This window comes from Mesorhizobium qingshengii (genome assembly GCF_027563465.1).
Taxonomy (GTDB): Bacteria; Pseudomonadota; Alphaproteobacteria; order Rhizobiales; family Rhizobiaceae; genus Mesorhizobium; species Mesorhizobium qingshengii_A.
In genome coordinates, this window is the sequence record NZ_JAPFQA010000015.1 from 19,400 (window position 1) to 45,634 (window position 26,235).

At 64.5% G+C, this 26,235-nt stretch carries 28 protein-coding genes and 1 tRNA gene; 14 read left to right on the plus strand and 15 right to left on the minus strand.

Going from position 1 to position 26,235, the window contains the following annotated elements:
- Positions 1 to 3: 3 nt before the first annotated feature.
- Positions 4 to 894: a DMT family transporter gene (locus tag OOJ09_RS25025; protein WP_269907758.1), complete on the minus strand. Its 891-nt coding sequence runs from the start codon at positions 892 to 894 to the stop codon at positions 4 to 6.
- Positions 895 to 992: 98 nt separating this feature from the next.
- On the opposite strand from OOJ09_RS25025, the gene OOJ09_RS25030 reads away from it, so the two are divergent.
- Positions 993 to 1,478 carry a MarR family winged helix-turn-helix transcriptional regulator gene (locus tag OOJ09_RS25030; protein ID WP_269907759.1) on the plus strand — a complete coding sequence of 162 codons (486 nt, stop codon included), beginning with the start codon at positions 993 to 995 and terminating at the stop codon, positions 1,476 to 1,478.
- A gap of 4 nt (positions 1,479 to 1,482) precedes the next feature.
- Here OOJ09_RS25030 and OOJ09_RS25035 read toward each other — a convergent pair whose 3' ends face one another.
- Genes OOJ09_RS25035 through OOJ09_RS25050 form a run of 4 tightly spaced genes read right to left on the minus strand, consistent with a single transcriptional unit; the run spans position 1,483 to position 3,880 of the window.
- A complete protein-coding gene (locus tag OOJ09_RS25035; RefSeq protein ID WP_269907760.1) occupies positions 1,483 to 1,908 on the minus strand; it encodes a DUF1178 family protein in 426 nt (141 codons plus the stop codon).
- Positions 1,905 to 2,771, minus strand: a complete 867-nt coding sequence (locus OOJ09_RS25040; RefSeq protein ID WP_269907761.1) for a carbon-nitrogen hydrolase family protein — start codon at positions 2,769 to 2,771, stop codon at positions 1,905 to 1,907. Before OOJ09_RS25040 ends, OOJ09_RS25035 begins: the two co-directional genes overlap by 4 nt.
- 11 nt (positions 2,772 to 2,782) lie before the next feature.
- Positions 2,783 to 3,052 carry a glutaredoxin 3 gene (gene grxC, locus OOJ09_RS25045; RefSeq protein ID WP_269907762.1) on the minus strand — a complete coding sequence of 90 codons (270 nt, stop codon included), beginning with the start codon at positions 3,050 to 3,052 and terminating at the stop codon, positions 2,783 to 2,785.
- Positions 3,053 to 3,079: 27 nt separating this feature from the next.
- Positions 3,080 to 3,880 (minus strand): ComF family protein, encoded by an 801-nt coding sequence (locus OOJ09_RS25050; protein ID WP_269907763.1) that lies wholly within the window; start codon positions 3,878 to 3,880, stop codon positions 3,080 to 3,082.
- Between the two features lie 64 nt (positions 3,881 to 3,944).
- Between OOJ09_RS25050 and OOJ09_RS25055 the strand changes: the two genes are divergently transcribed.
- A complete protein-coding gene (locus OOJ09_RS25055; RefSeq protein ID WP_269907764.1) occupies positions 3,945 to 4,808 on the plus strand; it encodes a methyltransferase domain-containing protein in 864 nt (287 codons plus the stop codon).
- Positions 4,809 to 4,839: 31 nt separating this feature from the next.
- Here OOJ09_RS25055 and OOJ09_RS25060 read toward each other — a convergent pair whose 3' ends face one another.
- The 5 genes from OOJ09_RS25060 to argJ all read right to left on the minus strand — a co-directional run bounded on the left by OOJ09_RS25060 (position 4,840) and on the right by argJ (position 8,017).
- Positions 4,840 to 5,019: a Flp family type IVb pilin gene (locus OOJ09_RS25060; RefSeq protein WP_091585376.1), complete on the minus strand. Its 180-nt coding sequence runs from the start codon at positions 5,017 to 5,019 to the stop codon at positions 4,840 to 4,842.
- 109 nt (positions 5,020 to 5,128) lie between these two features.
- The gene (locus OOJ09_RS25065) at positions 5,129 to 5,446 is read right to left on the minus strand and encodes a hypothetical protein (protein WP_269907765.1); all 318 of its coding nucleotides are present in this window, start codon (positions 5,444 to 5,446) and stop codon (positions 5,129 to 5,131) included.
- Positions 5,447 to 5,577: 131 nt separating this feature from the next.
- Positions 5,578 to 6,000 carry a (deoxy)nucleoside triphosphate pyrophosphohydrolase gene (locus OOJ09_RS25070; RefSeq protein ID WP_269907766.1) on the minus strand — a complete coding sequence of 141 codons (423 nt, stop codon included), beginning with the start codon at positions 5,998 to 6,000 and terminating at the stop codon, positions 5,578 to 5,580.
- Positions 5,997 to 6,746 (minus strand): GNAT family N-acetyltransferase, encoded by a 750-nt coding sequence (locus tag OOJ09_RS25075; protein ID WP_269907767.1) that lies wholly within the window; start codon positions 6,744 to 6,746, stop codon positions 5,997 to 5,999. The genes OOJ09_RS25070 and OOJ09_RS25075 overlap by 4 nt, the downstream gene beginning before the upstream one ends.
- A gap of 29 nt (positions 6,747 to 6,775) precedes the next feature.
- Positions 6,776 to 8,017 (minus strand): bifunctional glutamate N-acetyltransferase/amino-acid acetyltransferase ArgJ, encoded by a 1,242-nt coding sequence (gene argJ / locus OOJ09_RS25080; protein ID WP_256751732.1) that lies wholly within the window; start codon positions 8,015 to 8,017, stop codon positions 6,776 to 6,778.
- Positions 8,018 to 8,183: 166 nt separating this feature from the next.
- Here argJ and OOJ09_RS25085 point away from each other — a divergent pair, with 166 nt between their 5' ends.
- Both OOJ09_RS25085 and OOJ09_RS25090 read left to right on the plus strand, forming a co-directional pair.
- Positions 8,184 to 9,413, plus strand: a complete 1,230-nt coding sequence (locus tag OOJ09_RS25085; protein ID WP_269907768.1) for a caspase family protein — start codon at positions 8,184 to 8,186, stop codon at positions 9,411 to 9,413.
- Positions 9,414 to 9,568: 155 nt separating this feature from the next.
- Positions 9,569 to 10,168 (plus strand): TetR/AcrR family transcriptional regulator, encoded by a 600-nt coding sequence (locus OOJ09_RS25090; protein ID WP_269907769.1) that lies wholly within the window; start codon positions 9,569 to 9,571, stop codon positions 10,166 to 10,168.
- 79 nt (positions 10,169 to 10,247) lie between these two features.
- Here the strand turns inward: OOJ09_RS25090 and OOJ09_RS25095 are convergent, their stop codons facing one another.
- Positions 10,248 to 11,165, minus strand: a complete 918-nt coding sequence (locus tag OOJ09_RS25095; RefSeq protein ID WP_269907770.1) for a peptidylprolyl isomerase — start codon at positions 11,163 to 11,165, stop codon at positions 10,248 to 10,250.
- A 263-nt stretch (positions 11,166 to 11,428) separates the two neighbouring features.
- On the opposite strand from OOJ09_RS25095, the gene secA reads away from it, so the two are divergent.
- The 5 genes from secA (at position 11,429) to OOJ09_RS25120 (ending at position 19,419) form a co-directional block, all read left to right on the plus strand.
- Complete coding sequence (secA, locus tag OOJ09_RS25100; RefSeq protein ID WP_269907771.1) at positions 11,429 to 14,161, plus strand: preprotein translocase subunit SecA; 2,733 nt, start codon at positions 11,429 to 11,431, stop codon at positions 14,159 to 14,161.
- A 446-nt stretch (positions 14,162 to 14,607) separates the two neighbouring features.
- Positions 14,608 to 16,008: a lipopolysaccharide biosynthesis protein gene (locus OOJ09_RS25105; protein ID WP_269907772.1), complete on the plus strand. Its 1,401-nt coding sequence runs from the start codon at positions 14,608 to 14,610 to the stop codon at positions 16,006 to 16,008.
- Positions 16,008 to 17,288 (plus strand): GNAT family N-acetyltransferase, encoded by a 1,281-nt coding sequence (locus OOJ09_RS25110; RefSeq protein ID WP_269907773.1) that lies wholly within the window; start codon positions 16,008 to 16,010, stop codon positions 17,286 to 17,288. The genes OOJ09_RS25105 and OOJ09_RS25110 overlap by 1 nt, the downstream gene beginning before the upstream one ends.
- A gap of 89 nt (positions 17,289 to 17,377) precedes the next feature.
- Positions 17,378 to 18,250, plus strand: a complete 873-nt coding sequence (locus OOJ09_RS25115; RefSeq protein ID WP_269907774.1) for a creatininase family protein — start codon at positions 17,378 to 17,380, stop codon at positions 18,248 to 18,250.
- Positions 18,247 to 19,419, plus strand: coding sequence for a YncE family protein (locus tag OOJ09_RS25120; protein WP_269907775.1), 1,173 nt, complete (start codon positions 18,247 to 18,249; stop codon positions 19,417 to 19,419). The genes OOJ09_RS25115 and OOJ09_RS25120 overlap by 4 nt, the downstream gene beginning before the upstream one ends.
- Positions 19,420 to 19,444: 25 nt before the next feature.
- Here the strand turns inward: OOJ09_RS25120 and OOJ09_RS25125 are convergent.
- Positions 19,445 to 19,529 (minus strand) — tRNA-Leu (locus OOJ09_RS25125).
- Between the two features lie 263 nt (positions 19,530 to 19,792).
- On the opposite strand from OOJ09_RS25125, the gene OOJ09_RS25130 reads away from it, so the two are divergent.
- Both OOJ09_RS25130 and OOJ09_RS25135 read left to right on the plus strand, forming a co-directional pair.
- Positions 19,793 to 20,386 (plus strand): YqaA family protein, encoded by a 594-nt coding sequence (locus OOJ09_RS25130; protein ID WP_269907776.1) that lies wholly within the window; start codon positions 19,793 to 19,795, stop codon positions 20,384 to 20,386.
- An 88-nt stretch (positions 20,387 to 20,474) separates the two neighbouring features.
- Entirely contained in the window at positions 20,475 to 20,993 is a 519-nt protein-coding gene (locus tag OOJ09_RS25135) for a disulfide bond formation protein B (protein ID WP_269907777.1), read from the plus strand.
- A 161-nt stretch (positions 20,994 to 21,154) separates the two neighbouring features.
- On the opposite strand, the gene OOJ09_RS25140 is transcribed toward OOJ09_RS25135, so the two are convergent.
- Together OOJ09_RS25140 and OOJ09_RS25145 are read right to left on the minus strand one after the other, a co-directional pair.
- Positions 21,155 to 21,712, minus strand: coding sequence for an HNH endonuclease (locus OOJ09_RS25140; RefSeq protein ID WP_008874122.1), 558 nt, complete (start codon positions 21,710 to 21,712; stop codon positions 21,155 to 21,157).
- Between the two features lie 128 nt (positions 21,713 to 21,840).
- Entirely contained in the window at positions 21,841 to 22,482 is a 642-nt protein-coding gene (locus OOJ09_RS25145) for a DNA-3-methyladenine glycosylase family protein (RefSeq protein WP_269907778.1), read from the minus strand.
- Between the two features lie 73 nt (positions 22,483 to 22,555).
- On the opposite strand from OOJ09_RS25145, the gene gluQRS reads away from it, so the two are divergent.
- Together gluQRS and OOJ09_RS25155 are read left to right on the plus strand one after the other, a co-directional pair.
- Positions 22,556 to 23,431: a tRNA glutamyl-Q(34) synthetase GluQRS gene (gene gluQRS, locus OOJ09_RS25150; protein ID WP_269907856.1), complete on the plus strand. Its 876-nt coding sequence runs from the start codon at positions 22,556 to 22,558 to the stop codon at positions 23,429 to 23,431.
- A gap of 151 nt (positions 23,432 to 23,582) precedes the next feature.
- A complete protein-coding gene (locus tag OOJ09_RS25155; RefSeq protein ID WP_269907779.1) occupies positions 23,583 to 24,491 on the plus strand; it encodes a DMT family transporter in 909 nt (302 codons plus the stop codon).
- Here OOJ09_RS25155 and OOJ09_RS25160 read toward each other — a convergent pair.
- Positions 24,461 to 25,309 (minus strand): YihY/virulence factor BrkB family protein, encoded by an 849-nt coding sequence (locus OOJ09_RS25160; protein WP_269907780.1) that lies wholly within the window; start codon positions 25,307 to 25,309, stop codon positions 24,461 to 24,463. The genes OOJ09_RS25155 and OOJ09_RS25160 overlap by 31 nt on opposite strands.
- Before the next feature lie 59 nt (positions 25,310 to 25,368).
- Between OOJ09_RS25160 and OOJ09_RS25165 the strand changes: the two genes are divergently transcribed.
- Complete coding sequence (locus OOJ09_RS25165) at positions 25,369 to 26,235, plus strand: SDR family oxidoreductase (protein WP_269907781.1); 867 nt, start codon at positions 25,369 to 25,371, stop codon at positions 26,233 to 26,235.

The following is a 26,235-nucleotide window of genomic DNA, read 5'->3' on the forward strand; positions in this document are numbered from 1 at the left end:
GTCCTATGCCTTCTGACTTTGCGCCATGGTGGTGATGAACACGCCGCCAGTGACGATGACCGCGCCCGCCCAGGTCAGCAACTGATAATGCTCGCCGAGGAAGATGGTGCCGGCAAACAAGCCGACGGCTGCGGCCACATAACCGATCTGGCTGAGGTAGACCGGGCCGCCGACCGCTTGCAGCCGGAAGAAGAAGGCGAACATCGCCGATGCCGACGCGACCTGCGCGACGACCACCAGCGGCACCCCGCCAGACGGAGCGAAGGCCCCCACGCCCAGCAAGGCGAGAATACCGGCCAGCAGCAGCGCTGCCGATGCCAGATGGCTGCCGACGGCAAGCTCGATCGGGCCGGTGCCTTCCGGCCAGTCGACCGTGCGGTAGATGTTGCCGGCGGCAAGGCTGACCGGAATGAGCAGGCCCATCGCCACCCAGTACAGCTCGGCCGGCTGACCGGCCTCGCCGCGAGTCACCGCCACCATGACGGCGCCGATAAAGCCGACGGCGATGCCGACGATGCCCAGCATGTTAGGGCGCCGGACACGCAGCAGGATCGAGAACACCAGCGTGATCACCGGCGACAGCGTGAACATGATGCCGGTGTAGCCGGCGCCAAGATGCGATATGGCCGAGAACATCATGAGATTGGGGACGGCATCGGACACAGCCGCGGTGACGAAGAAGTAGCGCAATTTGTGCGCGGTGAGCTGGATGCGCTGGCCGCGCAGCAGCAAAGAGCACAGCAGCACGCCGCCGGCGCCGAGCGAGATGACGAAAGCCCAGACCATGGCCGGAACGCCGGCAGCCGTGGCGAGCTTGCCGAACGGCAGCGTCAGGCCGAGCAGGCCGCCGGTGACGACCAGCAGGCCGAGCGCCGAATCCCAGAGAAATTTCATGATCGAGCCCCGTCGTGCACGGCCCTTGGCCAGCATTGCATCTTGCGGTAAGATAATAGAAAGAATCTTAGCGTCAAGATATATGATGGTGAGACAGTTTGGACAGGGCAGCAAGAGCGATCGAGCAATGGAAACGGGAGCGGCCTGATCTGGATGTCTCGCCGATGGCCGTGCTTGGACGGCTGAACGAGGCCGCGTCCCTGATCGCCCGCGAACGCCTCGCGCCGCTGTTTGCGCGTTATGGATTGCAGTCCGGGGAATTCGATGTGCTGGCGACGCTGCGTCGCTCCGGATCACCCTACGCGCTGACGCCAACCGCTCTTTACGAAGCGACGATGGTGACGTCGGGCGCCATGACCAACCGGCTCGACCGGCTCGAAACGTCCGGATTGATCCTGCGCGGCCCGCACCCCAACGATCGGCGCGGCATTGTCGTGCGGCTGACCGAAAAGGGTCTTGCCCTGATCGACGAGGCTGTTGCCGCCCATGTGGCCAACGAGCATCAGGTCCTGTCCGGCCTGACTCAGGCCGAACGGGAAACGCTTTCTCGTCTGCTGGAGAAATTGATCGGAAGCGTGACCTGACCGGTCAGTTGCGGTCGTCCGGAAACACCGGGATCGGCATGAACTCGACACCATCCTCGGCCAGGCTCTTGGCCTCCTCCAGCGTCGCCTCGCCATAGATGCCGCGCGCATCGCTTTCACCGAAATGGATCTTGCGCGCTTCCTCGGCAAACTTGTCGCCGACATAGTCGGCGTTCTCGCGCACCTTCTCGGCCATCGCCTTGAGCTGCGCCAGGGCCTGCTTCTGCGCTTCGCCCATGGCGAGCGCTATCGTCTCCTGCTTGCGCGCCGTGGAGACGGCCGGCGCCATCAGCGCTTTCTGCACCTTGTGCGAGCCGCAGGTCGGGCAATCGACGAAGCCACGTTTCTTCTGGGTGTCGAAATCGTCGTTGCTGCGAAACCAGCCTTCGAACTGGTGCTCATGCTCGCAGATCAGGGCGAAGCGTATCAAGATGCCGCACCCCTGAGTCGTGGAGCCTCGGACGAACCGGCATTGACGGCGAAATCCCGCGCATTTTTCAAGTTGGGGATCTTCCTGCGCGCCGCAAGCGACTGCGCCGGGTCGATCTCGGCGACGATCACCGCAGGCTCGTCATGCGCGGCTTCGGCGATGATGCGGCCCCACGGATCGACGATCAGCGAATGGCCATAGGTCTCGCGGCCGTCCTCATGCAGGCCACCTTGCGCGGCGGCGACGACATAGGCGCCGTTTTCGATGGCGCGCGCCCTGAGCAGCACATGCCAGTGCGCCTCGCCCGTCTGACGGGTGAAGGCGGCGGGCACGGAGAGCAAATCGGCGCCGGCCAGCGCCTCGGCGCGGAACAATTGCGGGAAGCGCAGGTCGTAGCAGACCGCGAAACCCAGTTTCGCGCCTGCGATCCCGGTCACCACGGCCTCCGTCCCCGGCTCATAGGCGGCGGATTCGCGCCACGACTCGCCATTGTCGAGATCGACGTCGAACATGTGGATCTTGTCATAGGTGGCGAGCGTGGCGCCGTCCGGGCCAAACAGCAGCGCCCGGTTGGCGAGCTTGCCGTCGGCGCGCAGGATGGCGGTCGAGCCGATATGCAGGAAGACGCCGAGCTCGCTCGCCAGTCCGCGCGCGGTTGACACAATGATGTCCTTGTCCTCGGAGGTGAAGGAGGCGGCGCGCGCTTGCCTGTCGCGGATCAGCGCCCCGGTCATCTCCGGCGTCTGGATGTAGGCCGCACCTTGAGCCGCCGCTTCGCGCACCAGCCGTTCGAGATCGATCGCGTTGCGCTCGGGGCTCTCGCCTGAACGCATCTGGATCGCAGCAGCCTTGAAAACACCCATCGTCATATTCCTCAAATCGTGGCGCCGTTGGCGAGCAGTCTGTCCAGCTGGCCCTCGGCCTCCAGCTCGTGGAGGTCGTCGCAGCCGCCGACATGCGTGTCGCCGATGAATATCTGCGGAAAGGTCGAGCGGCCATGAGCGCGGGAAATCATCTCCTGGCGCAGCTCCGGCGAGAAGGAAGCGTCGTGCTCGGTATAAGCGACGCCCTTGCGCTCGAGCAGCCGCTTGGCTGCCGTGCAATAGCCGCACATCATGCGGGTGTAGATCGTGACGTCGACCATGACGAATTTCCATTGTTCGTTGCCGACTTATATAGTCGCGGACTCGTCCGCCCGGAAGTCCCCCGGCAACACACGTGCGAAGGTCAGCACGTCGACAGCGCCGGCGCCACCCTTTTTAAGTGCCTTGGTGGCGGCACGGACGGTGGCGCCCGTGGTGTAGACATCGTCGATCAGAAGCACCCTGCGGCCGGCAATCTCGATTTCCGCCTCGGCAGGCACCCGAAAGGCGGCTCGCACATTCTCCTCGCGTTCCTTTCGCTCCAAGCCGACCTGCTGGCGGGTGAGCTTCACGCGCCGCACCGCCGAGGGGGCGAAGGGCAGATCGCTGAGCACGGAGACCGCCCTTGCCAGTTCCGCCGACTGGTTGAACCGCCGCCGGAAGAAGCGCCGCCAGTGCAGCGGCACCGGCACCACCACATCCGCCTCGGCGATGAGATCCGCGCCTGCGCGCACCATCCAGCGCGCCATCCATGGCGCGAGATCCGTGCGGTCCTGATATTTCAGCCCTTGCACCATCTGGCGGGCGACGCCGGAATACGCCACCGCGGCTCGCGCCCGCTCGAAGGGTGGCGGATCGGCAATCGCCTCGGCCGACAGAAAGCCCTCGCCCATATTGTGGGTGAACGGCGTGCCCATCACCGGGCACCATGGCCGTTCCAGGAGCCGCAGCTTCGGCCAGCAGGAGCCGCACAGCACGCCGGGCTGCGAGACATGCCGGCGGCAGCCGGCACAGACCGGCGGAAACAGGATGCGCGCCGGCCATGCGAGCGCCGATCGGGCGAAGTTGCTGATCGCGATGGGCTTGATCTTGGGCATCCGATCGGCCACGTGGTTGGTCCTCGGCGCCACTATATCAACTATATCAGAGCCTGGACAAACAAGGATCCGCCCATTGCAGCCTATAATGGACACCTCTCTCTGGCTGGCGCACAAGCGGCGCGCGCTCGCCGATCCGGTTAACGGCGCGGACTTCCTGATGAACCGTGCCGCTGAGGATCTTGCCGATCGGCTGGGGGCCGTCGAGCGCAAGTTCGGCAAGGCGGCGGTGCTGTTTTGCCAGACGGCGGCGGCGGCCAACGTGCTTGGCGAAAGCGGCAAGGTAGCGGACATTGTCCGCGTCGAGACGGACGCCGCCTTCCTGAATGGCGCTGCCGGCTTGATCGCGCCGCTGGAAACCGTGCCGTTCGAGCCGGAAAGCCTCGACCTGGCGGTTTCCCTTCTGTCTCTGCAAGCGATGAACGACATCCCCGGCATGCTGATCCAGATCCGCCGCGCGCTGCGGCCGGACGGGCTTTTTCTCGGCGCCTTCGCGGGTGCCGGCACGCTCGGTGAATTGCGCGAAAGCCTGCTCGCGGCCGAGACCGAGCTCCATGGAGGCGCCAGTCCGCGCGTCACCCCGTTCACCGACGTGCGCGATGCCGGCGCGGTCCTGCAGCGCGCCGGTCTCGCGCTGCCGGTCGCCGACGTCGAGACGGTGACGGTGCGCTATGCCAGCCTGTTCAGCCTGATGGCGGACCTGCGCGCCATGGGCGAAACCAGCGCGCTCGCCGATCGCAGCCGGCGGCCCGGCGCTCGCAGGCTGTTCGCCAGGGCGGCTGAAATCTACGCCGAACGGTTTTCCGACCCCGACGGTCGCGTGAGGGCAAGTTTCTCGATCGTCTGGATGTCCGGCTGGGCGCCCGACGCCTCGCAGCAGAAACCGCTCAAACCGGGTTCGGCCAAGGTCTCGCTGAAGCAGATACTGGAAGGCCGCTAAGGGCAATAAACCGTCCGCAGGCGCGGACGCGTCAGGGGGCGAAGGCGTTCGAAAGCCTGCTGGTGTTGTCGCTGAACAGCCATGTGATCGAGTTGAAGACCTGCCCGATGCCGCCGATGATGGTCAACGACAGCACCGCGACGATCAGGGCATATTCGACGACCGTGGCGCCGTTCTCGTCCTTCAGAAAACGTTGCAGCACTGTTTTCATGACCTCGATCCCTCTTGCCAGGACACTACCCTCGATCTGTTAAGAAAGGTTAACGGCAAAGGCTTAACAGGCGGTGAAACCGTCGCCGTTTCGAAAATGCCTAACCACGTCAGCAGTCGCCGCTGCTCTTGCCATCGGAGCGGATGATGCAGACCGAATCGGGCTGCGGCTGCAGCACGCTGCGGCGCACTGTGTAGGTGTCGCGATGGCTGACCGAACCGGTGGCCGTCATGTCGAGCCCGCCAGGAAAATCATTGCGGGCAGCCAGCGAGCGCGTCTGGCTCTCGAGGAACGGGGTCGCGATCAGCGCCAGCGCCACCGCGGCCGAACCGAACAGCAGCGTGATGCGCAATAAGCCCATGCCAGCGTCTGCGGCACGAAAGCCGCGGTCGGGCCGGATCGAGTCCCAATCCCTGTCTAGGCTCATGCTATCGCTCCCCAGCGAATCGGTGGCGCGGCCGCGACACGGCCTTGCTTCAATTTTTCATGACGAGATAAATCTTCCATTAACGCTGGCTGACACGACGCCTCGACCGGCAGCCGGGCGGTAGGGCGCCCTCAAAGAAGATCGATGAGGAACGGGATCAACGGCGCGTCGGCCGGCGGCATCGGATAGTCGCGCATCTGCTTTGGCCGAACCCATTTCAACGCCTGCCCTTCCCTTGGCTGGGCGATGCCGCGGAAGCGGCGGCAGACGAACAGCGGCATCAGCAGATGGAAATCGTCGTAGGAATGACTGGCGAAGGTGAGCGGCGCCAGGCAGGGAATGTCGGTTTCGATGCCGATTTCCTCATGCAGTTCGCGGATGATGCATTGTTCGGGCGTCTCGCCGGGCTCGACCTTGCCGCCGGGGAATTCCCACAGGCCGGCGAGTTGCTTGCCCTCGGGCCGCTGCGCCAACAGCACGCGGCCATCGGCATCGACCAGCGCGCAAGCGGCGACCAGGAGCAGGCGCTTGCCGGCGATCGTCACGCCACTCATGCGCCCGGCGGCCGGCGATAGTGATAGCGATAGACTTCGTCGAAGCCGAGCGAGCGGTACAGCGCCAGCGCCGGCGCATTGCCGGCTTCGACCTGCAGCCAGGCTTCGCGCGCGCCACGCAGCCGCGCCCATTTCAGCGCCGACAGGATCAGGTTGCGGCCATGGCCCTTGTTGCGCGCCGACTTGTCGGTGGCGACCTCGAACAGGCCGGCGAGATCGCCGTCGTGCACGCAGATCAGCGTCGCCAGCGGTTCGGCCCCATCCTCGAGCGCGAACAGCCCGGCCTCGGGCTGGATGGCGCCGATGATCTCCGACAGGCCAGGCCGCAGCGACACGTCCGAACCGCTGACCTCGAGCGACGCACCGATGAAGCGGCTGATGTCCTTCAGCGGGATCTGGTCCATGGCGGCATCGAGCTGGGCATCGGCCAGCGGCAGCCGCATGACCAGCGATTCGTCGAATCGGCTCCAGCCCTCCTTGTCGAGATGGCTGGCAAGATCGGGGCCGGACAGCGGCGACATGCGGAACGTCAGCGGCCTGCCATAGGCATCGAAACGGCGGCTGGCGCGGCCGATGCGATCGGCAATGTGCTGGATGTCGCCCGGATCGAGCGGATTGACCGAGTTCAGCCGCTTGGCCGGATGGCCGGCGGTCAGCCGCACCACCCAGGTGCCGTCATAATGGACGGCGGCTGCCGGCCAGGCGCGAAAGCCGGCCGCCTCATAGCGGCGTACGATCGCGAGCATGCTTGCCGGATGCTTGGAAGCCAAAACCATCAGCTCCGATAATCGCCATTGATGGCGACGTATTCCTTGGTGAGATCGCAGGTCCACACCGTCGCCTTGCCGCGGCCAATGCCGATATCGGCGCGGATGCGGATATCGTCGCGCTTCATGTAAGCCGACGTCGCTTGCTCGGAATAGCCCGGGTCGCGCTCGCCCTCGTGCGCCAGCCTGTTGTCGCCGAACCAGATCGACAGCCGGTCGCGGTCGGCGGGCTCGCCGGCCTTGCCGACGGCCATGACGACGCGGCCCCAATTGGCGTCCTCGCCGGCGACCGCCGTCTTGACCAGCGGCGAATTGGCGATCGACAGCGCGATGCGCTTGGCCGATCTTGCCGATTTCGCCCCGGTGACGGTGACTTCGACCTGCTTGCGGGCGCCCTCGCCGTCGCGCACCACTTGCAGCGCCAGCGATTTCAGCACCTTGCCGAGCGCCCGGCGGAACGCGCCGAGGCGCGCATCCTTCGGATCGGAGATCGCGGGCGCGCCGCGACCGGCGGCCTTGCCGGTGGCGAAGATCAGCAGCGTGTCGCTGGTTGAGGTGTCGCTGTCGACGGTGACCGCGTTGAAGGTCTTGGCGGTGCCGCGCGACAAGAGATCCTGCAGCACGGGGGCCGCGATCGGTGCGTCGGTGGCGATGAAGGACAGCATCGTCGCCATGTCGGGCGCGATCATGCCGGCGCCCTTGGCGATGCCGTTGATGGTGACATCGGTGTCGCCGAGCTTGACGGTCGCGGTCGCCACTTTCGGATAGGTATCCGTGGTCATGATGGCCTTTGCCGCTTCGGTCCACAGGTCAGGCTTGCCGTTGCTGACCAGTCCAGCCAGCAGATGGCTGAACTTGGTGGTGTCGAGCGGCTCGCCGATGACGCCGGTCGATGCCAGGAAAACCTCACTGGCCTTGCAGCCCGCTGCCTTCGCCGCCGCCTCGCCCGTCACTGCTGTGGACTCGCGACCCTTCTTGCCGGTGAAGGCATTGGCGTTGCCGGAATTGACGACCAGCACCCGCGCTGTGCCGGCCCCGAGATTCTGCCGGCAGAAATCGACCGGTGCCGAAGGGCATTTCGATTTCGTGAAAACACCGGCGACCGCCGTGCCCGCGTCGAAGACCATGGTCAAGAGGTCGGTGCGGTTCTTGTACTTTATCCCCGCCTCGGCGGTGGCAATGCGCACCCCCTCGATGGCCGGCATCTTGGGGTATTTCTTCGGCGCGAGCGGCGAAATCGTCGTGGACATGGGACCTCGGGCGGCAAAAATCGCAAGGGAAGGCCGGTTTGCCCGATACGCCGCGCGGGCGCAAGGGCGTTTTCGTCGCTGCCGCCAGGGCAGAGCCCGCCGGGATTAAGCTTGCATTTCAAATCTGTTGGCGTTGCCGGGGCCCATGGCATTATGATCCTGCCCCATGGGCAGGCTTGCGATCCTCGCTTGGGCGTTTCTGGGACTTTTGCTGCTGAGCGCCGACGCTGAGCCGCAGCGGCGCGTGGCGCTCGTCATCGGCAACGGCACTTACGCCGAAGCCGGTACGCTGGCCAATCCGGTCAACGATGCGCTCGACATCGCCGACAAGCTGCGCTCCATCGGCTTCGAGGTCATCGAAGGCAACGATCTCGGCAAGCGCGAACTCGAACGCAGCATCGGTGAGTTTTCCGATGCGCTCCAAGGCGCGGGCGTCGGGCTTTTCTACTATGCCGGCCATGGCCTGCAGGTCGAAGGGCGCAATTACATCGTGCCGGTCGACGCCAGGCTCGACATGCCGGTGAAGCTGCAGCTCGAGGCCGTGCCGATCGACGAGGTCCTCGACATCATGGAACAGCAGACCAAGGTCAGCTTGGTGTTCCTCGATGCCTGCCGCAACAATCCGTTTGCCCGCGGCCTGAGCCGCAACGCCACCACCCGCTCGGCGACGGCGCTGGCCGGGCTCGCGCAGTTCGATTCGACACGCGGCTCTTTCATTGCCTTCTCGACCGCGCCAGGCGCCGTCGCCATGGACGGAAGCGGACGCAACTCGCCCTTCGCCGCCGCCCTGCTGCGGCACATCGCCGAACCCGGCCAGAGCATCAACGACATGATGATCGAGGTGCGCCGCGACGTGGTCTCGCAAACGCGCGAGGCCCAGCGCCCGTGGGAGCAGGGCTCGCTGCTCGAACGCTTCGAGTTTGTGCCGAGCGGCGAGCCGGCGCTGCCACCCAGGCCGGCGGCCGCACCGGCGCCGGCCCCGCAGGTGGCGGCGCTCGAACGGTCCGTCGGCGACGACAAGGGATCGATCGAAAAATTCCTGCGCCAGGACTACCTGGCGCCCGATACGAGGGCGATGGCTGAAACCGTCAAGCGGCTCTATGCACCGTCGGCCACCATTTTCGGCACGCGCTACGACGCCGATGCCATCGCCAAGGTCAAGACCGACTGGTTCGCGCAATGGGCCTCCTGGTCGTTCGGCCTCGAGCCCGGCAGCCTGGAGGTCACCCCGCATGGCGAGGATCGCACCGAGGCCGTCTTCGCGATGCGCTACGACTATGTGCCGAAGGACAAGTCGGCGGCCCGGCTGACCGGCAAGGCGCGCGTCACGCTTGGGCTGGTCAAGGCGGACGACGGCTGGCGCATCGTGTCGGAGACATCGGAAGCCATGAATTAAACGCCGATGGCGGCGCGCCACCGTCGGCGACATATGCCTGCTGGTCCACATTGCTGATCACCTGCTTCCGGAACCATCCCCTGAAAACGGGCCGTTTCGTTTCATCGCCAGCTCACCTATGATTGCCGGCGAAATTGTTGGCGAGGACGACAGGCATGGCCGAAGACGCTGACCCGGCGCGCAAATCAATCGGCGCACGGCGCAATCCCGACAGCGCCGGCGCCATACTCGAAGCAGCCGAAGCGGTGCTGGTCGAGGCCGGCTACGCCGGGTTCTCGATCGAGGCGGTGGCGCGGCGGGCGCGCGCGGGAAAACCCACGATCTATCGCTGGTGGCCGAGCAAGGCGGCATTGCTGCTCGAAGTCTACCAGCGGGGCAAGCGTGTCGACGTCCCCGATACCGGAGGGCTTGAGGAGGATCTCGTCGGCTTCCTGAAAAACCTGTTCCAGCACTGGCGCGAGACATCGTCGGGCAGCGTGTTCAGATCGCTGGTCGCCGAGGCGCAGTCGGATGATGCCGCAGCCTTGGCCCTTGCCGACTATGCGCTGGGCCGACGGTCACATACCGGCCAGATAGTTGAGCGTGCCAAGGCAAGGGGCGAAATCCCGCCCGATGTCGATTCGGCGCTGGTCGCCGATCTGATCGCCTCCTACGCCTGGAAGCATCTCCTGACCAATCGGCTCGACGAGGACGAAGCCACCATCCGCAAGGCGGTGGCTTATGTGATGCGAGGCATAGCAGCACCCTGCAGGTAAGAACCAGCCGCACAGGGTCGACAAAAAAGGGCGCGGCAACCCTTGGCTGCCGCGCCCCTCTTTCAAAATTCTTCCAGGCTTACTTGGCGCTTTCCAGCGTATCGACCGCCTTCTTGAGGTTCGCGTCCGGAATCTCGACCTTGGCGGCGCCGCGCAGCGACTTGACCAGCGCGAAATACTTGTCGCGGATGACCGCCTGCTTGGCCTGGTCCTTGACCTCGTCGAAGGCCGGCGGCTGCTTGGCGCGCTTGTCCTCCAGCTTGATGACATGCCAGCCGAACTGCGACTGCACCGGCTGCTCGGTGTACTTGCCGACCTCGAGCGCGAAGGCAGCCTTGTCGAACTCCGGCACCATCTGGCCAGGTCCGAACCAGCCGAGATCGCCGCCGCTGGTCTTTCCGCTCGGGTCGCTGGTGTGTTCGTTGGCGAGCTTCTGGAAGTCGGCGCCACCGTCGAGCTGCTTGATGATGGCCTCGGCCTCTTCCTTCGTCTTCACGAGGATGTGACGGGCGTGCACTTCGTTGACCGGCGGCGTGTTGGCGATTTCCTGGTCGTAGCGGGCGCGAACCTCGGCGTCGGTGACCTTGTCGACGACGCCCTTCTCGACCATCTCGCCATGCAGCGCGCGCTGCTGCAGGAACGCCATGCGGCGCTGGAAGTCGGGATCCTTGTCGAGGCCGGTGGTGACTGCCTGGGCGGCCATGACGCGGATTTCGATGGCCGCCGAAAGCGCGGCGGCGCGGCGCTGCTCGGCCGGCAGCTGCGCGAACTGCTGCGAAAGCTCGCCTTCGGCGAGCACGAGGTCGGCCTCGGTCAAGGGCTGGCCGTTGATCGTAGCGACGACGGCGTTCGGATCGACGGGTGCCGCGGCAGGTGCTGCCGCACCAGCCGGGGCGGGAGCGGTTTCCTGCGCCATCAGCGGCGACAGCGAAAGAGCCGACAGGCCGAATGCCAAGCCAAGGCTGGCGAGCGACGCGCGGCGGAACAACAAGGACATGTAGATGACTCCGGTAAGGGATTGTAAAAAGCGGGGTGGCTTCCAGATCAGCCAGATTGTGGCGGAATTTGGCGCGACCGGCAGGGCCAGCGCGGCGTTGACATCAGTTGAGCCCCCTCTTATCTGTCCAACGACTTTGCGTCCAGAACCGTTTTCCGGGCGCTTTTTGTGTTTGCCCGTATTCAGGCGGTGCGTCACGTGGAATTGATGGGGCCGGCCGGCGCCCGTCTCAAGATTGAGAATTCTATCGAAAGGACCATTGGATGGTCAGTCTCGGCGGTCTCGCCCGTAAGGTTTTCGGTTCCTCCAATGACCGTCGGGTCAAATCGACCCGGCCCCGCGTCGAGGCGATCAATGCCATGGAAAACGAGATGCGGGCGCTCTCCGACGAGGAGTTGGTCGGCCGCACCGCGAAATTCCGCCAGGACATCGCCAATGGCGCCACGCTCGACGACCTGCTGGTGCCTGCCTTTGCCACCGCCCGCGAGGCGGCCCGCCGCGTGCTCGGCATGCGTCCCTTCGATGTCCAGCTGATCGGCGGCATGGTGCTGCACAATGGCGGCATTGCCGAGATGCGCACCGGCGAGGGCAAGACCCTGGTCGCGACGCTGCCGGTCTATCTCAACGCGCTCGCCGGCAACGGCGTCCACGTCGTCACCGTCAACGACTATCTCGCCACCCGCGACTCCGAATGGATGGGCCGCGTCTACAAGTTCCTCGGCCTCTCGGTCGGCGTCATCGTCCATGGCCTGTCGGACGAGGAACGTCGCGTCGCCTACGCCGCCGACGTCACCTACGCCACCAACAACGAACTCGGCTTCGACTATCTGCGCGACAACATGAAGTACGAGCGCGCCCAGATGGTGCAGCGCGGCCACAATTACGCGATCGTCGACGAGGTCGATTCCATCCTGGTGGACGAGGCGCGCACGCCGCTGATCATTTCCGGTCCGCTCGAGGACCGCTCGGAAATGTACAACACCATCGACACCTTCATCATCCAGCTGCAGCCGCAGGACTACGAGATCGACGAAAAGCAGAAGACCTCGATCTTCACCGAGGAAGGCACTGAGAAGCTGGAGAACCTGCTGCGCGCCGCCGGCCTGCTGAAGGGCGAGTCGCTGTATGACGTCGAGAACGTCGCCATCGTCCACCATGTCAACAATGCGCTGAAGGCGCACCGGCTGTTCCAGAAGGACAAGGACTACATCGTCCGCAACGACGAGATCGTCATCATCGACGAGTTCACCGGCCGCATGATGCCCGGCCGCCGCTATTCGGAAGGCCTGCACCAGGCGCTCGAGGCCAAGGAGCACGTGACGATCCAGCCGGAGAACCAGACGCTGGCCTCCGTCACCTTCCAGAACTATTTCCGCCTCTACAAGAAGCTCGCCGGCATGACCGGCACGGCGCTGACCGAGGCCGAGGAATTCGGCAACATCTACAATCTCGACGTCACCGAGATCCCGACCAACCTGCCGGTCATCCGCAAGGACGAGGACGACGAGGTCTACCGGACGGTCGAGGAAAAATACAAGGCGATCGTCAAGGAGATCCGCGAAGCCAGCGCCAAGGGCCAGCCGACGCTGGTCGGCACCACCTCGATCGAGAAGTCCGAGCAGCTGGCCGAGCGCCTGCGCAAGGAAGGCTTCAAGGATTTCGAGGTGCTGAACGCCCGCCACCACGAGCGCGAGGCGGCAATCGTCGCCCAGGCCGGCAAGCCGGGCGCCATCACCATCGCCACCAACATGGCCGGCCGCGGCACCGACATCCAGCTCGGCGGCAATGCCGAGATGCGCATCGCCGACGAGCTGGGCGACATGCCCGAGGGGCCCGAGCGCGAAGCCATGGAAAAGGCGATCCGGGACGATATCGCCAGGCTGAAGGAAAAGGCGCTGGCCGCCGGTGGCCTCTATGTGCTCGCCACCGAGCGCCACGAATCGCGCCGCATCGACAACCAGCTGCGCGGCCGTTCCGGCCGCCAGGGCGACCCCGGCCGCTCGAAGTTCTTCCTGTCGCTCCAGGATGATTTGATGCGCATCTTCGGCTCCGAGCGCATGGACGGCATGCTGCAGAAGCTCGGCCTCAAGGAAGACGAGGCGATCATCCATCCTTGGATCAACAAGGCGCTGGAAAAGGCGCAGAAGAAGGTCGAGGCGCGCAACTTCGACATCCGCAAGAACCTGTTGAAGTATGACGACGTCTCCAACGACCAGCGCAAGGTGGTGTTCGAGCAGCGCATCGAGCTGATGGACGGCGAGGGCCTGCCCGAGATCATCGCCGAGATGCGCGAAGGGGTCATCGACGAGATCGTCGCCAAGGCCATTCCCGAAAACGCCTATGCCGAGCAATGGGATGTCGCGGGCCTGAAGGCCGAGGTCGCCGAATTCCTCAACCTCGACCTGCCCGTCGACGAATGGGCCAAGGAAGAGGGCATCGCCGAGGACGACATCCGCGAGCGCATCACCCAGGCCGCCGACGCCGCCGCCAAGGAGCGCGCCGATCGTTTCGGCCCCGAGGTGATGACCTATGTCGAGCGTTCGGTGGTGCTGCAGACACTCGATCATCTGTGGCGCGAGCACATCGTCAATCTCGACCATCTGCGTTCGGTCGTCGGCTTCCGCGGCTACGCCCAGCGTGATCCGCTGCAGGAATACAAGGGCGAGGCGTTCGAGCTGTTCCAGGCGATGCTGGGCAATCTGCGGCAGGCCGTCACCGCGCAGCTGATGCGCGTCGAGCTGGTCCGCCAGGCCGCCGAGGCGCCGCCACCGGAGGCGCCCGACATGTTCGGCACCCATATCGACGGCACCACCGGCGAGAATGATTTCGAAGGCGGCGAGACCGCCCTTCTGGTCCGTCCGGAGGCGACCGCCATCGTTGCTCCCGAGGACCGCGACCCGAACAATCCTGCGACCTGGGGCAAGATCGGCCGCAACGAAGCCTGCCCGTGCGGCTCCGGCAAGAAATACAAGCATTGCCACGGGGCGTTCGCGTAGGGCGCTTCTTCCCTTCTCCCCGTCACTATACGGGGAGAAGGTGGCCCGCAGGGCCGGATAAGGGGCAGCGCTGAGTTTCGAAATCGGCGTCGCTAAAACCCCACGAATGCCGCCTCGTCGACGGTCACTCGAACATCTTCATGCGCGCCGCCTTCCATCACCGTCGACAAGTCGATGGCCGGAGCCCCGTCGCGCACAGCCTCCGCCGGCAATATCCCGGTTGTGACAACAGCGCCTTGTCGGCCCGTCCCCACCATCGCGCCCCCAAAGCCGTGCACAGGCGCGGCTGGACCGGCACAGCGCAAATCCGTGCCGCCCGTTATCCGCCTGCCGGCACCTTCTCCTCGTATAGTGACGGGGAGAAGCGAGCTCCCGCCCACGTTTTCTTAAGGTGTCTCCGCTACACCAAGGCCTGAAAAAGAGGCGGAAAACGGAGAGTAATCGGGGTGCGCTTTTCCGCGGCCACGACAGCCGGGCGGTTCCTGCCGCAGCGTTTGGCGCTGCGCATCGGGCCGTTGCTTGACCGCATCGACGCCGTGCTGTTCACCGCCGACGAGCGCGGCGAGGCCGGCCGCATGTCGGTCATCGCCTTCTCCATCCGCATCATCAGCGCCGTCATCGCCTTCGTCAGCCAGGTGTTGATGGCGCGCTGGATAGGCTCGTTCGAGTACGGCATCTTCGTCCTCGTCTGGGTGACGATGGTCATCGTCGGCAACCTCGCCTGCCTCGGCTTCCATACCTCGGTCATCCGTTTCATCCCCGAATACCGCGAACGCGGCTTGATGGACGAACTGCGCGGCATCGTGCTGGCCAGCCGCCTGTTCGTGCTGATCGCCTCCACGTTCATCGCCGGGCTCGGCGCGCTCGGCGTCTGGCTGGCTTCGCCGTGGATCGAAAACTACTACGTGGTGCCGTTCATCCTCGGCGTCATTTGCCTGCCGATGATCGCGCTCTCGGATCTGTTGCAGGGCCAGGCCAGGGCGAACAGTTGGGCGTTGTTCGCCCTGTCGCCGACCTATCTGGTGCGGCCGGTGCTGATCCTGCTGTTCATGGCGCTGATGCTGCTGGCGGGTTACGCCCCCGATGCCAGGACGGCGATATTCGCCTCGATCGCCGCCACCTACATCACCACGCTCGGTCAACTCATCGGCGTCACCAATCGCCTGGAAAAGCGGATTCCGGCTGGGCCGATGAAGGTGCATTTCGCCGAATGGTTCGTCGTCTCGCTGCCGATCTTCCTGGTCGAGAGCTTCTTCTTCCTGCTCACCAATGCCGACGTGCTGATGGTCGGCGCCTATATGGATCCCAACGACGTCGCCATCTATTTCGCCACGGTCAAGACGCTGGCGCTGGTGCATTTCGTCTATTTCGCCGTCAAGGCCGGCGTTGCCCAGCGCTATGCGCAGTTCACCCATGGCGAGCCGGAGAAACTTGCCGCCTTCGCCCGCGAGACGGTGTCGTGGACGTTCTGGCCGTCGCTCCTGATGGCGACGCTTGTGCTGGCGCTGGGCGAGCCGATGCTGGTGCTATTCGGCCCCGAATTCACCAGCGGCTATCCGCTGCTGTTCCTGCTCGTCTTCGGCGTCGTCGCGCGGGCCGCCGTCGGCCCTTGTGAAAGCCTGCTGACGATGAGCGGCAACCAGAACATCTGCGCCGCCGTCTATGCCATGACGCTGGCCTTCAACATCGCTCTCAACGTGGTGCTGATCCCGCTTTTCGGCCTGTGGGGCGCGGCGATGGCCACCGCCTTTGCCATGATCTTCGAGGCCAGCGCGCTATCCTTCACGGTCTGGCGCCAGCTCGGCATCGTCATGCTCATCTTCGTGCCCGCGAAAGGAGCCGCGTGATGGCCGCCGTCCCGTTGCTTGAGGAAACCAGCGGCGGCACGGCCGGCGCGATGGTGTCCGGCCTTGCCGGGCTGACCCGCGACGCCGATCCCGCCCATATCGAAATCCTCGCCAACAACCGGCCCGAGCGCAAACTGGCCATCTACCCGGCATCGGCCGGCTTCGACCTGGTCGAGGAACTGGACTATCTGTGCGCCCGCACGATCGAGCCGAACGTTTTCTTCAATCCGCGCTTCCTGGCGCCCGCCATGCCCCGGCTGGAGGATCGCGAGGTGCGGCTGGCGGTCATCCGCGACGGCGACGAATACCGCAACCGGCTGCGCCTGCTGGTGCCGTTCTCGGTTGAGCGGCCGGTGGTGCCGCTCGGTGTCCCGGTCATGCGCACATGGTCGAGCCCGTTCGGTCCGCTCGGCACGCCATTGGTCGACCGCGACGACCCGGTCGGCGTCGTCGAGGATTTCTTCGCGATGCTGTCGCGCCCGCACCTCAAGCTGCCGAAAGTGTTTGTCCTGCCCGACATCCGGCTCGATGGCCAGGTGGCGAGCCTGCTTGCCACCGTGGCCGAGACGCGCGGCCTGATGCTGGTCACCACCGGCCAGACCGAGCGCCCCGTGTTGGAGAGCGAGCTCGACGGAGACGACTATCTGAAGGCCTCGCTGCGCTCGCACCATTATCGCGAGTTCCGCCGCCTCAAGCGGCGCCTTGGCGACCTCGGCAGGCTGGACCATATCGTGGCGCGCGGGCCCGAAGAAATCCGCCATGCGATCGAAAGCTTCCTGACCCTGGAAGCGGCCGGCTGGAAAGGCCGCGAACGCACCGCCATGGCGATCGACCGCTACCGCGCCGCCTTTGCCCGCGAAGCCGTGCACCGGCTGGCCGAGCAGGACATGTGCCGCATCCATTCGCTGACGCTCGACGGCCGCACCATCGCTTGCCTGATCGTCTTCGTCGAAGCCGGCGTCGCCTACACCTGGAAGACCGCCTATGACGAGACGCTGTCGGCCTATTCGCCGGGAACGCTGCTGATGATCGAGGTGACGAAGCAGCATCTCGACGACCCCAACATCATGATGACCGATTCCTGCGCCGTACCCGACCATCCGGTGATGAGCCGGCTGTGGACCGAGCGCAAGCCAATGGGCACGCTGGTGATCGGACTGACACCCGATGCCGACCGGCTCACCCGCCAGGCCGCCTCGCAACTGCATCTCTACCGCGAGACCCGCAACATGGCCCGCCTGCTGCGCAACCGGATGAAAAGCCTGTTGAGGCGGCGGTAGACCATGATCTCGAACTTCCGCGGCTGGACGGGCAGGACCCTTGCCGAGACCCGCTATTCACACAATTCCGCAAATCGGCGGATGGGCATGTGCGATCCTATGCGACGCATGATCTCGAGGCTGGAATGATCGGGCGGCACGGTTTCATTCTCGCGGGCACTGTCGTCGCCGTTTGGGCTCTGTCAGGTCTTCTGTCGGCGGCGAGCGCCGCCAATGCGTCTGTCTTCCTTGAAGACCAGACCTGGACCGAACTGCGCGATCTGATCGGCGCCGGCACGACGACGATCATTGTCCCGATAGGCGGCACCGAACAGAATGGTCCCGCCATGGCGTTGGGCAAGCACAATGTGCGGGTCAGGTTCCTGGCGGAAAAGATAGCCGGCCAACTGGGCAACGCCTTGGTCGCTCCCGTGATCTCCTATGTTCCGGAAGGGACCATCGATCCGCCGGCCGCCCATATGCGGTTTCCCGGAACGATCACCATCAGCGACAAGACGTTCGAGCAGTTGCTCGAATCCGCGGCCCGCAGCTTCAAGCTGCACGGCTTCAAGACCATCGTGCTGATCGGCGACCACGGCAGTTATCAGGCCGACGAGCGCCTTGTGGCCGATCGCCTGAATGCCGAATGGCGCAAGACCCCGGTGCGGGTTTTCGCGGCGCTCCAATACTACCAGATCAGCCAGGGCGCCTATGTCGACAAGCTCTTGTCGGCCGGTGCGACGCAGCCCGAGATTGGAACGCACGCCGGATTGGCCGACACATCGCTCATGCTCGCCATCGATCCTTCCATGGTGCGCAAGGATCGCCTTGCGGCCGCCCCGAAGCTCAATGCCGGCGACGGCGTCTATGGCGGCGATCCGGCACGATCGTCGGCCGAGTTTGGCCAGCTCGGCGTGGACCTGATCGTCAATGGAACGACCGAAGCGATCCGCGAATTCACCGCAAAGCAGCAACCCAGATGATCAAGGCATATTGGTGGTTCACGAGCTTCTTCGCACCGCTCGTGTTGTCGCTCGCGCTGTCGTCGACATCAGCGCCAGCTGGCTCGTGCCCGGAGGATTGCAGCGATCCGCCGACGTCGCGCAGTCCCGTCAATATCTACAACCAGACAACGGCCGACCATTTGAGCCCGGCGACCATGGGCGCGTTGCCACGCGTTTATGTTCCAAACCGGTCGTCCAACAGCGTATCGGTCATCGATACCGCAACCCTGAAGGAAGTGGACAGGTTCACTGTTGGGCTCAAGCCGCAGCACGTCGTTCCCTCCTGGGATTTGCGAACCCTGTGGGTCGCCAACAACGCCAGCGGAACCAGCAAGGGCAGCGTGACGCCCATCGACCCCAGAACCGGCAAACCGGGTCACGAAATTCCAGTCGACGACCCCTACAACATGTATTTCATGCCGGACGGAAGTTCGGCCATCATTGTGGATGAAGCCTATGAGCGGCTCGATCTGCGCGATCCGCAAACAATGGCGCTGAAATCGGTGATCCCCACGCCGACCTGTCCTGGCATCAATCACGCCGATTTTTCCGCCGACAATGCCTATGCCATCTTCACATGCGAATATGGCGCTGGCGGCCTCTTGAAGGTGGACCTGAAAAACCAGAAGGTGCTCGGCCACCTCGCTCTGTCGAAGATGGGCATGCCGCAAGACATCCGGCTTTCCCGCGACGGCAAGGTCTTCTATGTCGCCGACATGATGAACGACGGCGTGTTCCTGATCGACGGAGACAGCTTTTCAGAGATCGGCTTCATCGCCACCGGTATCGGAACGCACGGCTTCGTCGTGAGCCGTGACGGGACAAGGCTCTACGTTTCGAACCGCGGCTCGCACAAGATGGAGCAAGGCCGTGCGAAGGGACCGGGCAGTGTGACCGTCATCGACTTCGCCACCCGCTCGGTCGTCGCGCAATGGCCCATACCTGGCGGTGGCAGCCCCGACATGGGAAATGTCAGCGCCGACGGCAAGCAATTGTGGCTGTCCGGCCGCTTTGACAGCGAGGTCTACATGATCGACACGGCCTCGGGCGCCGTGACGAAAATCCGGGTTGGCGTCGAGCCTCACGGCCTGACGGTCTGGCCGCAGCCCGGCCGATACTCGCAGGGGCATACGGGGAACATGCGGTGAGCGCCGACTGCTCGATAAAATGAAATGGTGCCCCTAGCCGGGATCGAACCAGCACTCCTTGCGGAACTCGATTTTGAGTCGAGCGCGTCTACCAATTCCGCCATAGGGGCTCAGGCCGGGCGGCCTGGATGGGCGCGGACTATACGGTCGGAGGCCTGTTCGTCAACTGGCCAATTCTCAGGTGCCCCGGATGCGACCAAACTGCGCCTTTCGATTTCGTGATGGTGCTGCCATTGTGCGACGCGGAAAATCTTTCTAGACAGGCGGCGCATCAAGGCGCGGCGTGTCTGAAAGGACGGATGGCGTGCTTTGGGTTCCTTGTCTTGTCCCGAAACCGCTGCGCACTTTTGGGCGACACGCATTAGGAGTGCCGATGCTTCGCGGACTTTACGAGTGGACCTTGTCGCTGGCGGCCAGGAAATCCGCCGAATGGTGGCTGGCCCTCATCGCTTTCGTCGAAAGCTCGGTGTTTCTGGTGCCGGCCGACGTGCTCTATGTGCCGATGGCGCTGTCGCGGCCGGATCGCGCCTACCGCTACGCGCTAATCGCCACCGTCGCGTCGGTTCTGGGTGGCATCGCCGGCTGGTTCATCGGCCATTACGCCTATGACGCGGTGGCGAGGCCGATTCTCGAATTCTACGGCAAGTATGACGAGTTCGAGCAGTTGCGCACCTCATCGGGCATCGGCGTCGGCTTCATCATCCTGATGCTGATCACGTCGGGCGCTGCCCATTTGCCGCCGATCAAGGTGGTGACCATCCTGTCCGGCGTCATCGGCGTCAATCTGGCGCTGTTTATCGTGCTGGCGATCGTGGCGCGCGGCGCCCGGTTCCTGCTGCTGGCCTGGCTGTTGCGCCGTTACGGCGAGCCGATCCGCGAGTTCATCGAAAGGCGCCTTGGCCTGATCGCGGGGGCCGCGGCGGGTGCCCTGATTTTGCTTTATATCCTGGTCAAATACGCCCTCTAGACCATGTCGCCCGAGAGTGCCCGGCGGTTTTGGGCGACATGGATAAAACGAGACTGAGCGGGCGGCGAACGCAACGGACGAAAGACCCATGACAGCGACCATGAATGCCGACACCGGACGCCAGCGGACGCGGACCGCCTTGTTTCTCGCAGTCGCCATGGCCGCCACGGTCGGCTCGGCGCTGGGCTTCCAGTATCTCGGCGGCTACATCCCCTGCCACCTCTGCCTCCAACAGCGCACGCCCTACTACGTCGGCGTGCCCTTGATGGTGCTGGCGGTGCTTGCGTCAATGCTGCATGCACCCGCATGGGTGACGCGCGGCTTGCTGGCCATCGGCGGCCTGCTGATGCTCTACGGCCTCTATCTCGGCGTCTACCACTCCGGCGTCGAATGGGCGTGGTGGGCGGGCCCGACCGATTGCACCGCGGGCGCCGGCCCGGTGGACACCGGCGGCAAGGGCGTGCTCGACGCGCTCGACAAATTCGTTCCGCCCTCCTGCGACAAGGCGGCGCTGCGCATCCTGGGCCTGTCGCTGGCCGGCTGGAACGCCATCGCCAGCCTTGTCCTCGCCGCGATCGCCTTCCGCGGCGCCCTCACCCGCGACTAACTCACCAGAACTGAGCCGACCCGAGATCGTTCAAGAATTCGGCAGGCTGAGTCGTATGGAGTGATTGTCGAGAACCGAAGCGGAGCGGACATTTGGTCCGTGAGCATCGGAAGCGCAGACAATCGCTCCAGACGGCCAGCCTCCCGAATTCTCGGACGATCTCAGGGTTCGAGTTCGACATCCCAGTAGAGATAATCCATCCAGCTCTCATGCAGATGGTTCGGCGGGAACAGGCGGCCGTTGTTGTGCAGGTCGTGCACCGTCGGCTGATAAGGCTTCTGCAGCGGCCACATCTTGGCGTGCGCCGGCATCATGCCGCCCTTCCTGAGATTGCAGGGCGAACAGGCGGCGACGACATTTTCCCATGTCGTCGCGCCGCCACGATGGCGGGGGATGACGTGATCGAAGGTCAGATCCTCCGGCGTGCCGCAATATTGGCACTGGAACCGGTCGCGCAGGAAGACATTGAAGCGGGTGAAGGCCGGATGCCTGGACGGCTTCACATAGGCCTTCAGGCTGACGACGCTCGGCAGCTTCATCGAGAAGGTCGGCGAGGATACGGCGTGCTCGTATTCGGCGACGATATTCACCCTGTCGAGGAACACCGCCTTGATGGCGTCCTGCCACGACCAGAGCGACAAGGGGTAGTAGCTGAGCGGACGGTAATCCGCATTCAGCACCAGCGCTGGAAGCCCATCCGGAGATACGGCAACCGTCACGTGTTGACCTCCTTCGTTCTAGTACCGAACGGCGCGGATACTGTAAGCCCGACATGACAGGGATGTGAAGCGGATTGTCGTGTCGCCGAAGCGCCAAAACCGCATGATTTTTATGCTTTTTCGCGGATTCAGGCCGGGGGCGCGGCATCCCTCCCCCTGGTTTCGCGATAATAAGACCAGAAAAGCCGCGATGCGACACCTCGCCACGGGCTCCATGATTCGGCCAACGCGATCAGCGTTTTCTCCGGCGGACGCGGGTCGATGCCGAGCGCGTGACCGACCGCGCTCTGCAAGGCGACGTCGCGCGCGGGGAAGATGTCGGGGTGGCCGGCGGCGAACAGAAGATACACTTCCGCTGTCCACGGGCCGATGCCGGGCACCGCCGTCATCGTCGTGATCGCCTCCTGGGCGTCGAGCGAACAGAGGTGGTGGAGGTCGAGGCCGCCGACCACGGCCTGGGCAATGGCGACCAGACCACGCTGCTTCGGCCGCGACAGGCCGGCCTCGCGAAACATGTCCTCGCCGGCGGCAAGGATCGCCTGCGGCGTCAAGGGATCGACGAGCCTGGTCAGCCGGCCGAAGATGGCATCGGCGCTCGCCCGGGACACTTGCTGCGAGACGACGATCGAGGCGAGGCTCCTGAACCCTGGCTCGGAGAGCCGCAGCGGCACTTCACCTGCCATGCCGCGCACCTTTTCCAGCCGTGGATCGATCACGCAAAGCGCGTCGAGGCCCCGTGCAATGTCGTCGAGCGTGGCGATGCGCTGCATGCTTTCTTGTTCCTTGATCCTCTACAAGGTAGCAATTGGCGAAGCGCCGCAAAACATGAATGCCGCCGGACAGATGACACTGCTGACATTCCGCTTCGCGCCCAGCCCGAACGGCGAACTCCATCTCGGCCACGCCTATTCGGCGCTGCTCAACCAGAATTTGGCGCGCGCCGCCAGCGGCCGGCTGCTGCTGCGCATCGAGGACATCGACACGACGCGCTGCACGCCGCAATTCGAGGCGGGCATGCTTGCCGATCTGAAATGGCTGGGGCTTGGCTGGGAGGAGCCGGTGCGCCGCCAGTCCGAGCATTTCGCCGAGTACGGGACGATGCTTGACCGGCTGATCCGCGAGGAACTCGTCTACCCCGCCTTCATGAGCCGTGGCGAGATCCGCGCCTTCATCACCGATAGCGAACACCGCGGGCGCGACTGGCCGCGCGATCCCGACGGCGTGCCGCTCTATCCCCCGGCCGACAAGGCGCTGCCGGTGAAGGAACGCAAGCGACGGATCGCCGAGAACGCGCCCTTCGCCTGGCGGCTGGATGTCGGCACAGCCATGGCGCGTGCCGGCAAGGACCTCGCATGGGCCGAATTCGTCGATGAGACGCTTTCCGCCACGCGCTTCGTCGAAGCCTGTCCGCAGGACTGGGGCGACGTGATCGTGGCGCGCCGCGATATCCCGACCAGCTACCACCTCGCGGTCGTCATGGACGATGCGCTGCAAGGCGTCAGCCATGTCGTGCGCGGACAGGATCTGTTTTCCGCCACCGGCGTGCAGCGCCTGCTTCAGGAAATCCTGGAACTGCCGCGGCCGGCCTATTTCCATCATCGTCTCATCCTCGGGCCGGACGGACGAAAGCTGTCAAAGAGCCTGAAGGACACGGGCCTTGCCGCCTTGCGCGATGCCGGCGCGACCCCGGAGGATGTCAGGCGGATGGTCGGACTTTAGCTCCTGCTCGGTTCGAACAAACCACGCCTCGAATTCGCCGCCCGTTGAATTCCGGTGATCCATGGATCAATCGTTTCGTTTTGCGCGCCGGGTTGAACCGCATTAGAGCATCGCCACGGTCAATTCTCACCAGCGCGGCGGTTTCCGGAAAATGCACAGCATCAAGCGGTTCATCCCCGCCACCTTCGTTGTCCTGTGGGCAACCGGCTTCATCGGCGCGCGCTACGCCATGCCATGGGCGGAGCCGTTCACCTTCCTCGCCGCGCGTTTCGTCATAGCTGCCATCCTGCTGGCTGTCCTGATGCCCTTGCTGGGCTCGAAGCGAGCCACGCGCGAGGAAGCGCTGCATGCCGCCGGCGCCGGCATCCTCATGCATGGCGTCTATCTCGGCGCCGTCTTCTGGGCCATCCACAGGGGCATGCCGGCCGGGTTCTCGGCCCTGATCGTCGGCCTGCAGCCGCTGATCACGGCCGTTCTTGCCGGCAAGTTCCTTGGCGAGGCGATCTTGCCGCGCCACTGGGCCGGCCTTGGCATCGGCCTCATCGGCATCGTCATCGTGCTGTGGCCAAAGCTCGGGGCACTCGGTGGCGGCGTGACGGCAGCCACGCTGACCGCCTCGCTGGTCTCCGTGCTCGGCATGAGCGCCGGAACCATCTGGCAGAAGCGGTTCGCCTCCGGCGGCGACCTCGTCGCCGCGACCATGTGGCAGTATGTCGGCGGTGCCTCGCTGATGATACTGGCCTCGCTCGCTTTTGAGACACGCACCGTGGTCATCAACGGCGAATTGATCTTCGCCATGGCCTGGCTGGTGCTGGTGCTGTCGCTCGGCGCCATCTTCCTGCTGATGGTGATGATCCGCGACGGCGAGATGTCGAAAGTCGCCTCGCTGTTCTACCTGGTGCCGGCGGTGACGGCCATCATCGCCTGGGCGCTGTTCGACGAGCAGCTCAATGCGCTGCAGATTGTCGGCATGGCGATCACGACCTTCGGCGTTGGCCTGGCAACGGCTCGACAGACCAAGGCACAGAGTCAGCCGACTCGGGCGCGCGCCTCCAGATAGCGGCTGATCGCAGCATTGAGCTCGCCGCCAAGGATGAAGATCGCCGAGATCATATAGAGGAAAACCACCGCGATCATGATCGAGGCAAGCCCGGCATAGGTCGTCACATAGGACGAGAAATGATCGAGGTAGGTAGCGAAAACGGTCGAGCCGACAAGCCATGCCGACAACGTGAAGATGATGCCCGGTACGATCGACACGAGGCGGCGCTTGCCCGCCGGGAGCCAGAAATGCACGGCAAACAGCCCGCCGACAATGACCACCGAGGCGATGACGTAACGCCAGAGCGTGATCGTGCCCATATAGGGCTTGATCCCTTCTATATGGGCTTCGGCGAGCCGCGCCAGCAGCGGCGCGAACACCAGAAGCACGCTGATCGCCAGGAAACCGGCCGTCGCGATCAGCACGAAGATGATGCTCTGCACCCGGCGGTAGATGATGCCACGGGTTTCCGAAACGCGATAGGCGCGGTTGAGCGAGGTGCGCAACGCCTCGATGCCATTCGAGGCAAAGTAAGCGGCCAGCAGCACGCCATAGGTCAAGAGGTCGGTGCGCCTGACTGTCAGCACATTGAGCACTTCACGCGCGATCGGCTTGGCGATCTGTTCGGGCCAGGTGTCGAAGACCAGGTGCACCGCCGTGTCGGAGAACGCCTGCGCGCCAAGGAAGCTGGCGAGGGTCGTGGCAAAGATCAGGAACGGGAACAGCGCCATCAGCGAGGTGATCGCCAGATGGCTGGCCATCGCCCAGCCGTCATCGGTGTTGAAATGGCCGAGCGCGTCATAGAGAACGCGCTTGAGGGCTACGATCTTCCGCATTGAGAACCGCATCCCTCCAATTGTCTCCACGCCGGGAATATGGGAAGGGATTGCGGCAAATGGCAACCCTTGGCGAAACCACCAGCAATCCGGTGCAGGAATTGCGCTCGATCATCGTCACCGGCGCATCCTCGGGAATAGGCGCCCACTGCGCGCGTGCGTTGAAGACCGAAGGCTGGCGGGTGTTCGCGACGGCGCGCAAGCATGAGGATATCGCCGCGCTCGAGGCTGACGGCATCGAGGCCTTCTATCTCGACTATGGCGAAGCCGCATCCATTGAGGCGCTGGTGACGGCGGTGCTTGACCGCACGGGCGGCAAGCTCGACGCCCTGTTCAACAATGGCGCCTACGCTCAGCCCGGCGCCGTCGAGGACTTGGCCGTTGCGGCGCTCAAGGAGCAATTCGAGGCGAATTTCTTCGGCTGGCATGACCTGACCCGCCGCCTGGTGCCGGTGATGCGCCGACAGGGTCATGGCCGTATCGTCCATTGTTCGTCGATCCTCGGCCTGACGCCGGTGCGCTTTCGCGGCGCCTATTCGGCGTCAAAACACGCGCTGGAGGCCTTGATGCTTTGCCAGCGCCAGGAACTGGCCGGCAGCGGCGTCCATGTCTCGCTGATCGAGCCGGGGCCGGTGACGTCGAAGATCGCCAGCAACGGCCTGGTGTGGTTCTTGAAGAACATCGACCACGAGAATTCCGTGCATCGCGCGGACTACCAGGCGCAACTGGAACGGCTGAGGGCGGGCGGCAGCCAGTCGCGGCTGAAACCTGGGCCGGAAGTGGTTCACAAGGCCCTGCGCCATGCACTTCTGTCGCGGCGCCCGCGTCCGCACTATGTGGTAACGGTGCCAGCCAGAATCGGCGTCATGCTCAAGCGCATCCTGCCAGCGTCGATGCTCTATCGCCTGCTCGCCAAACGCGCCTGA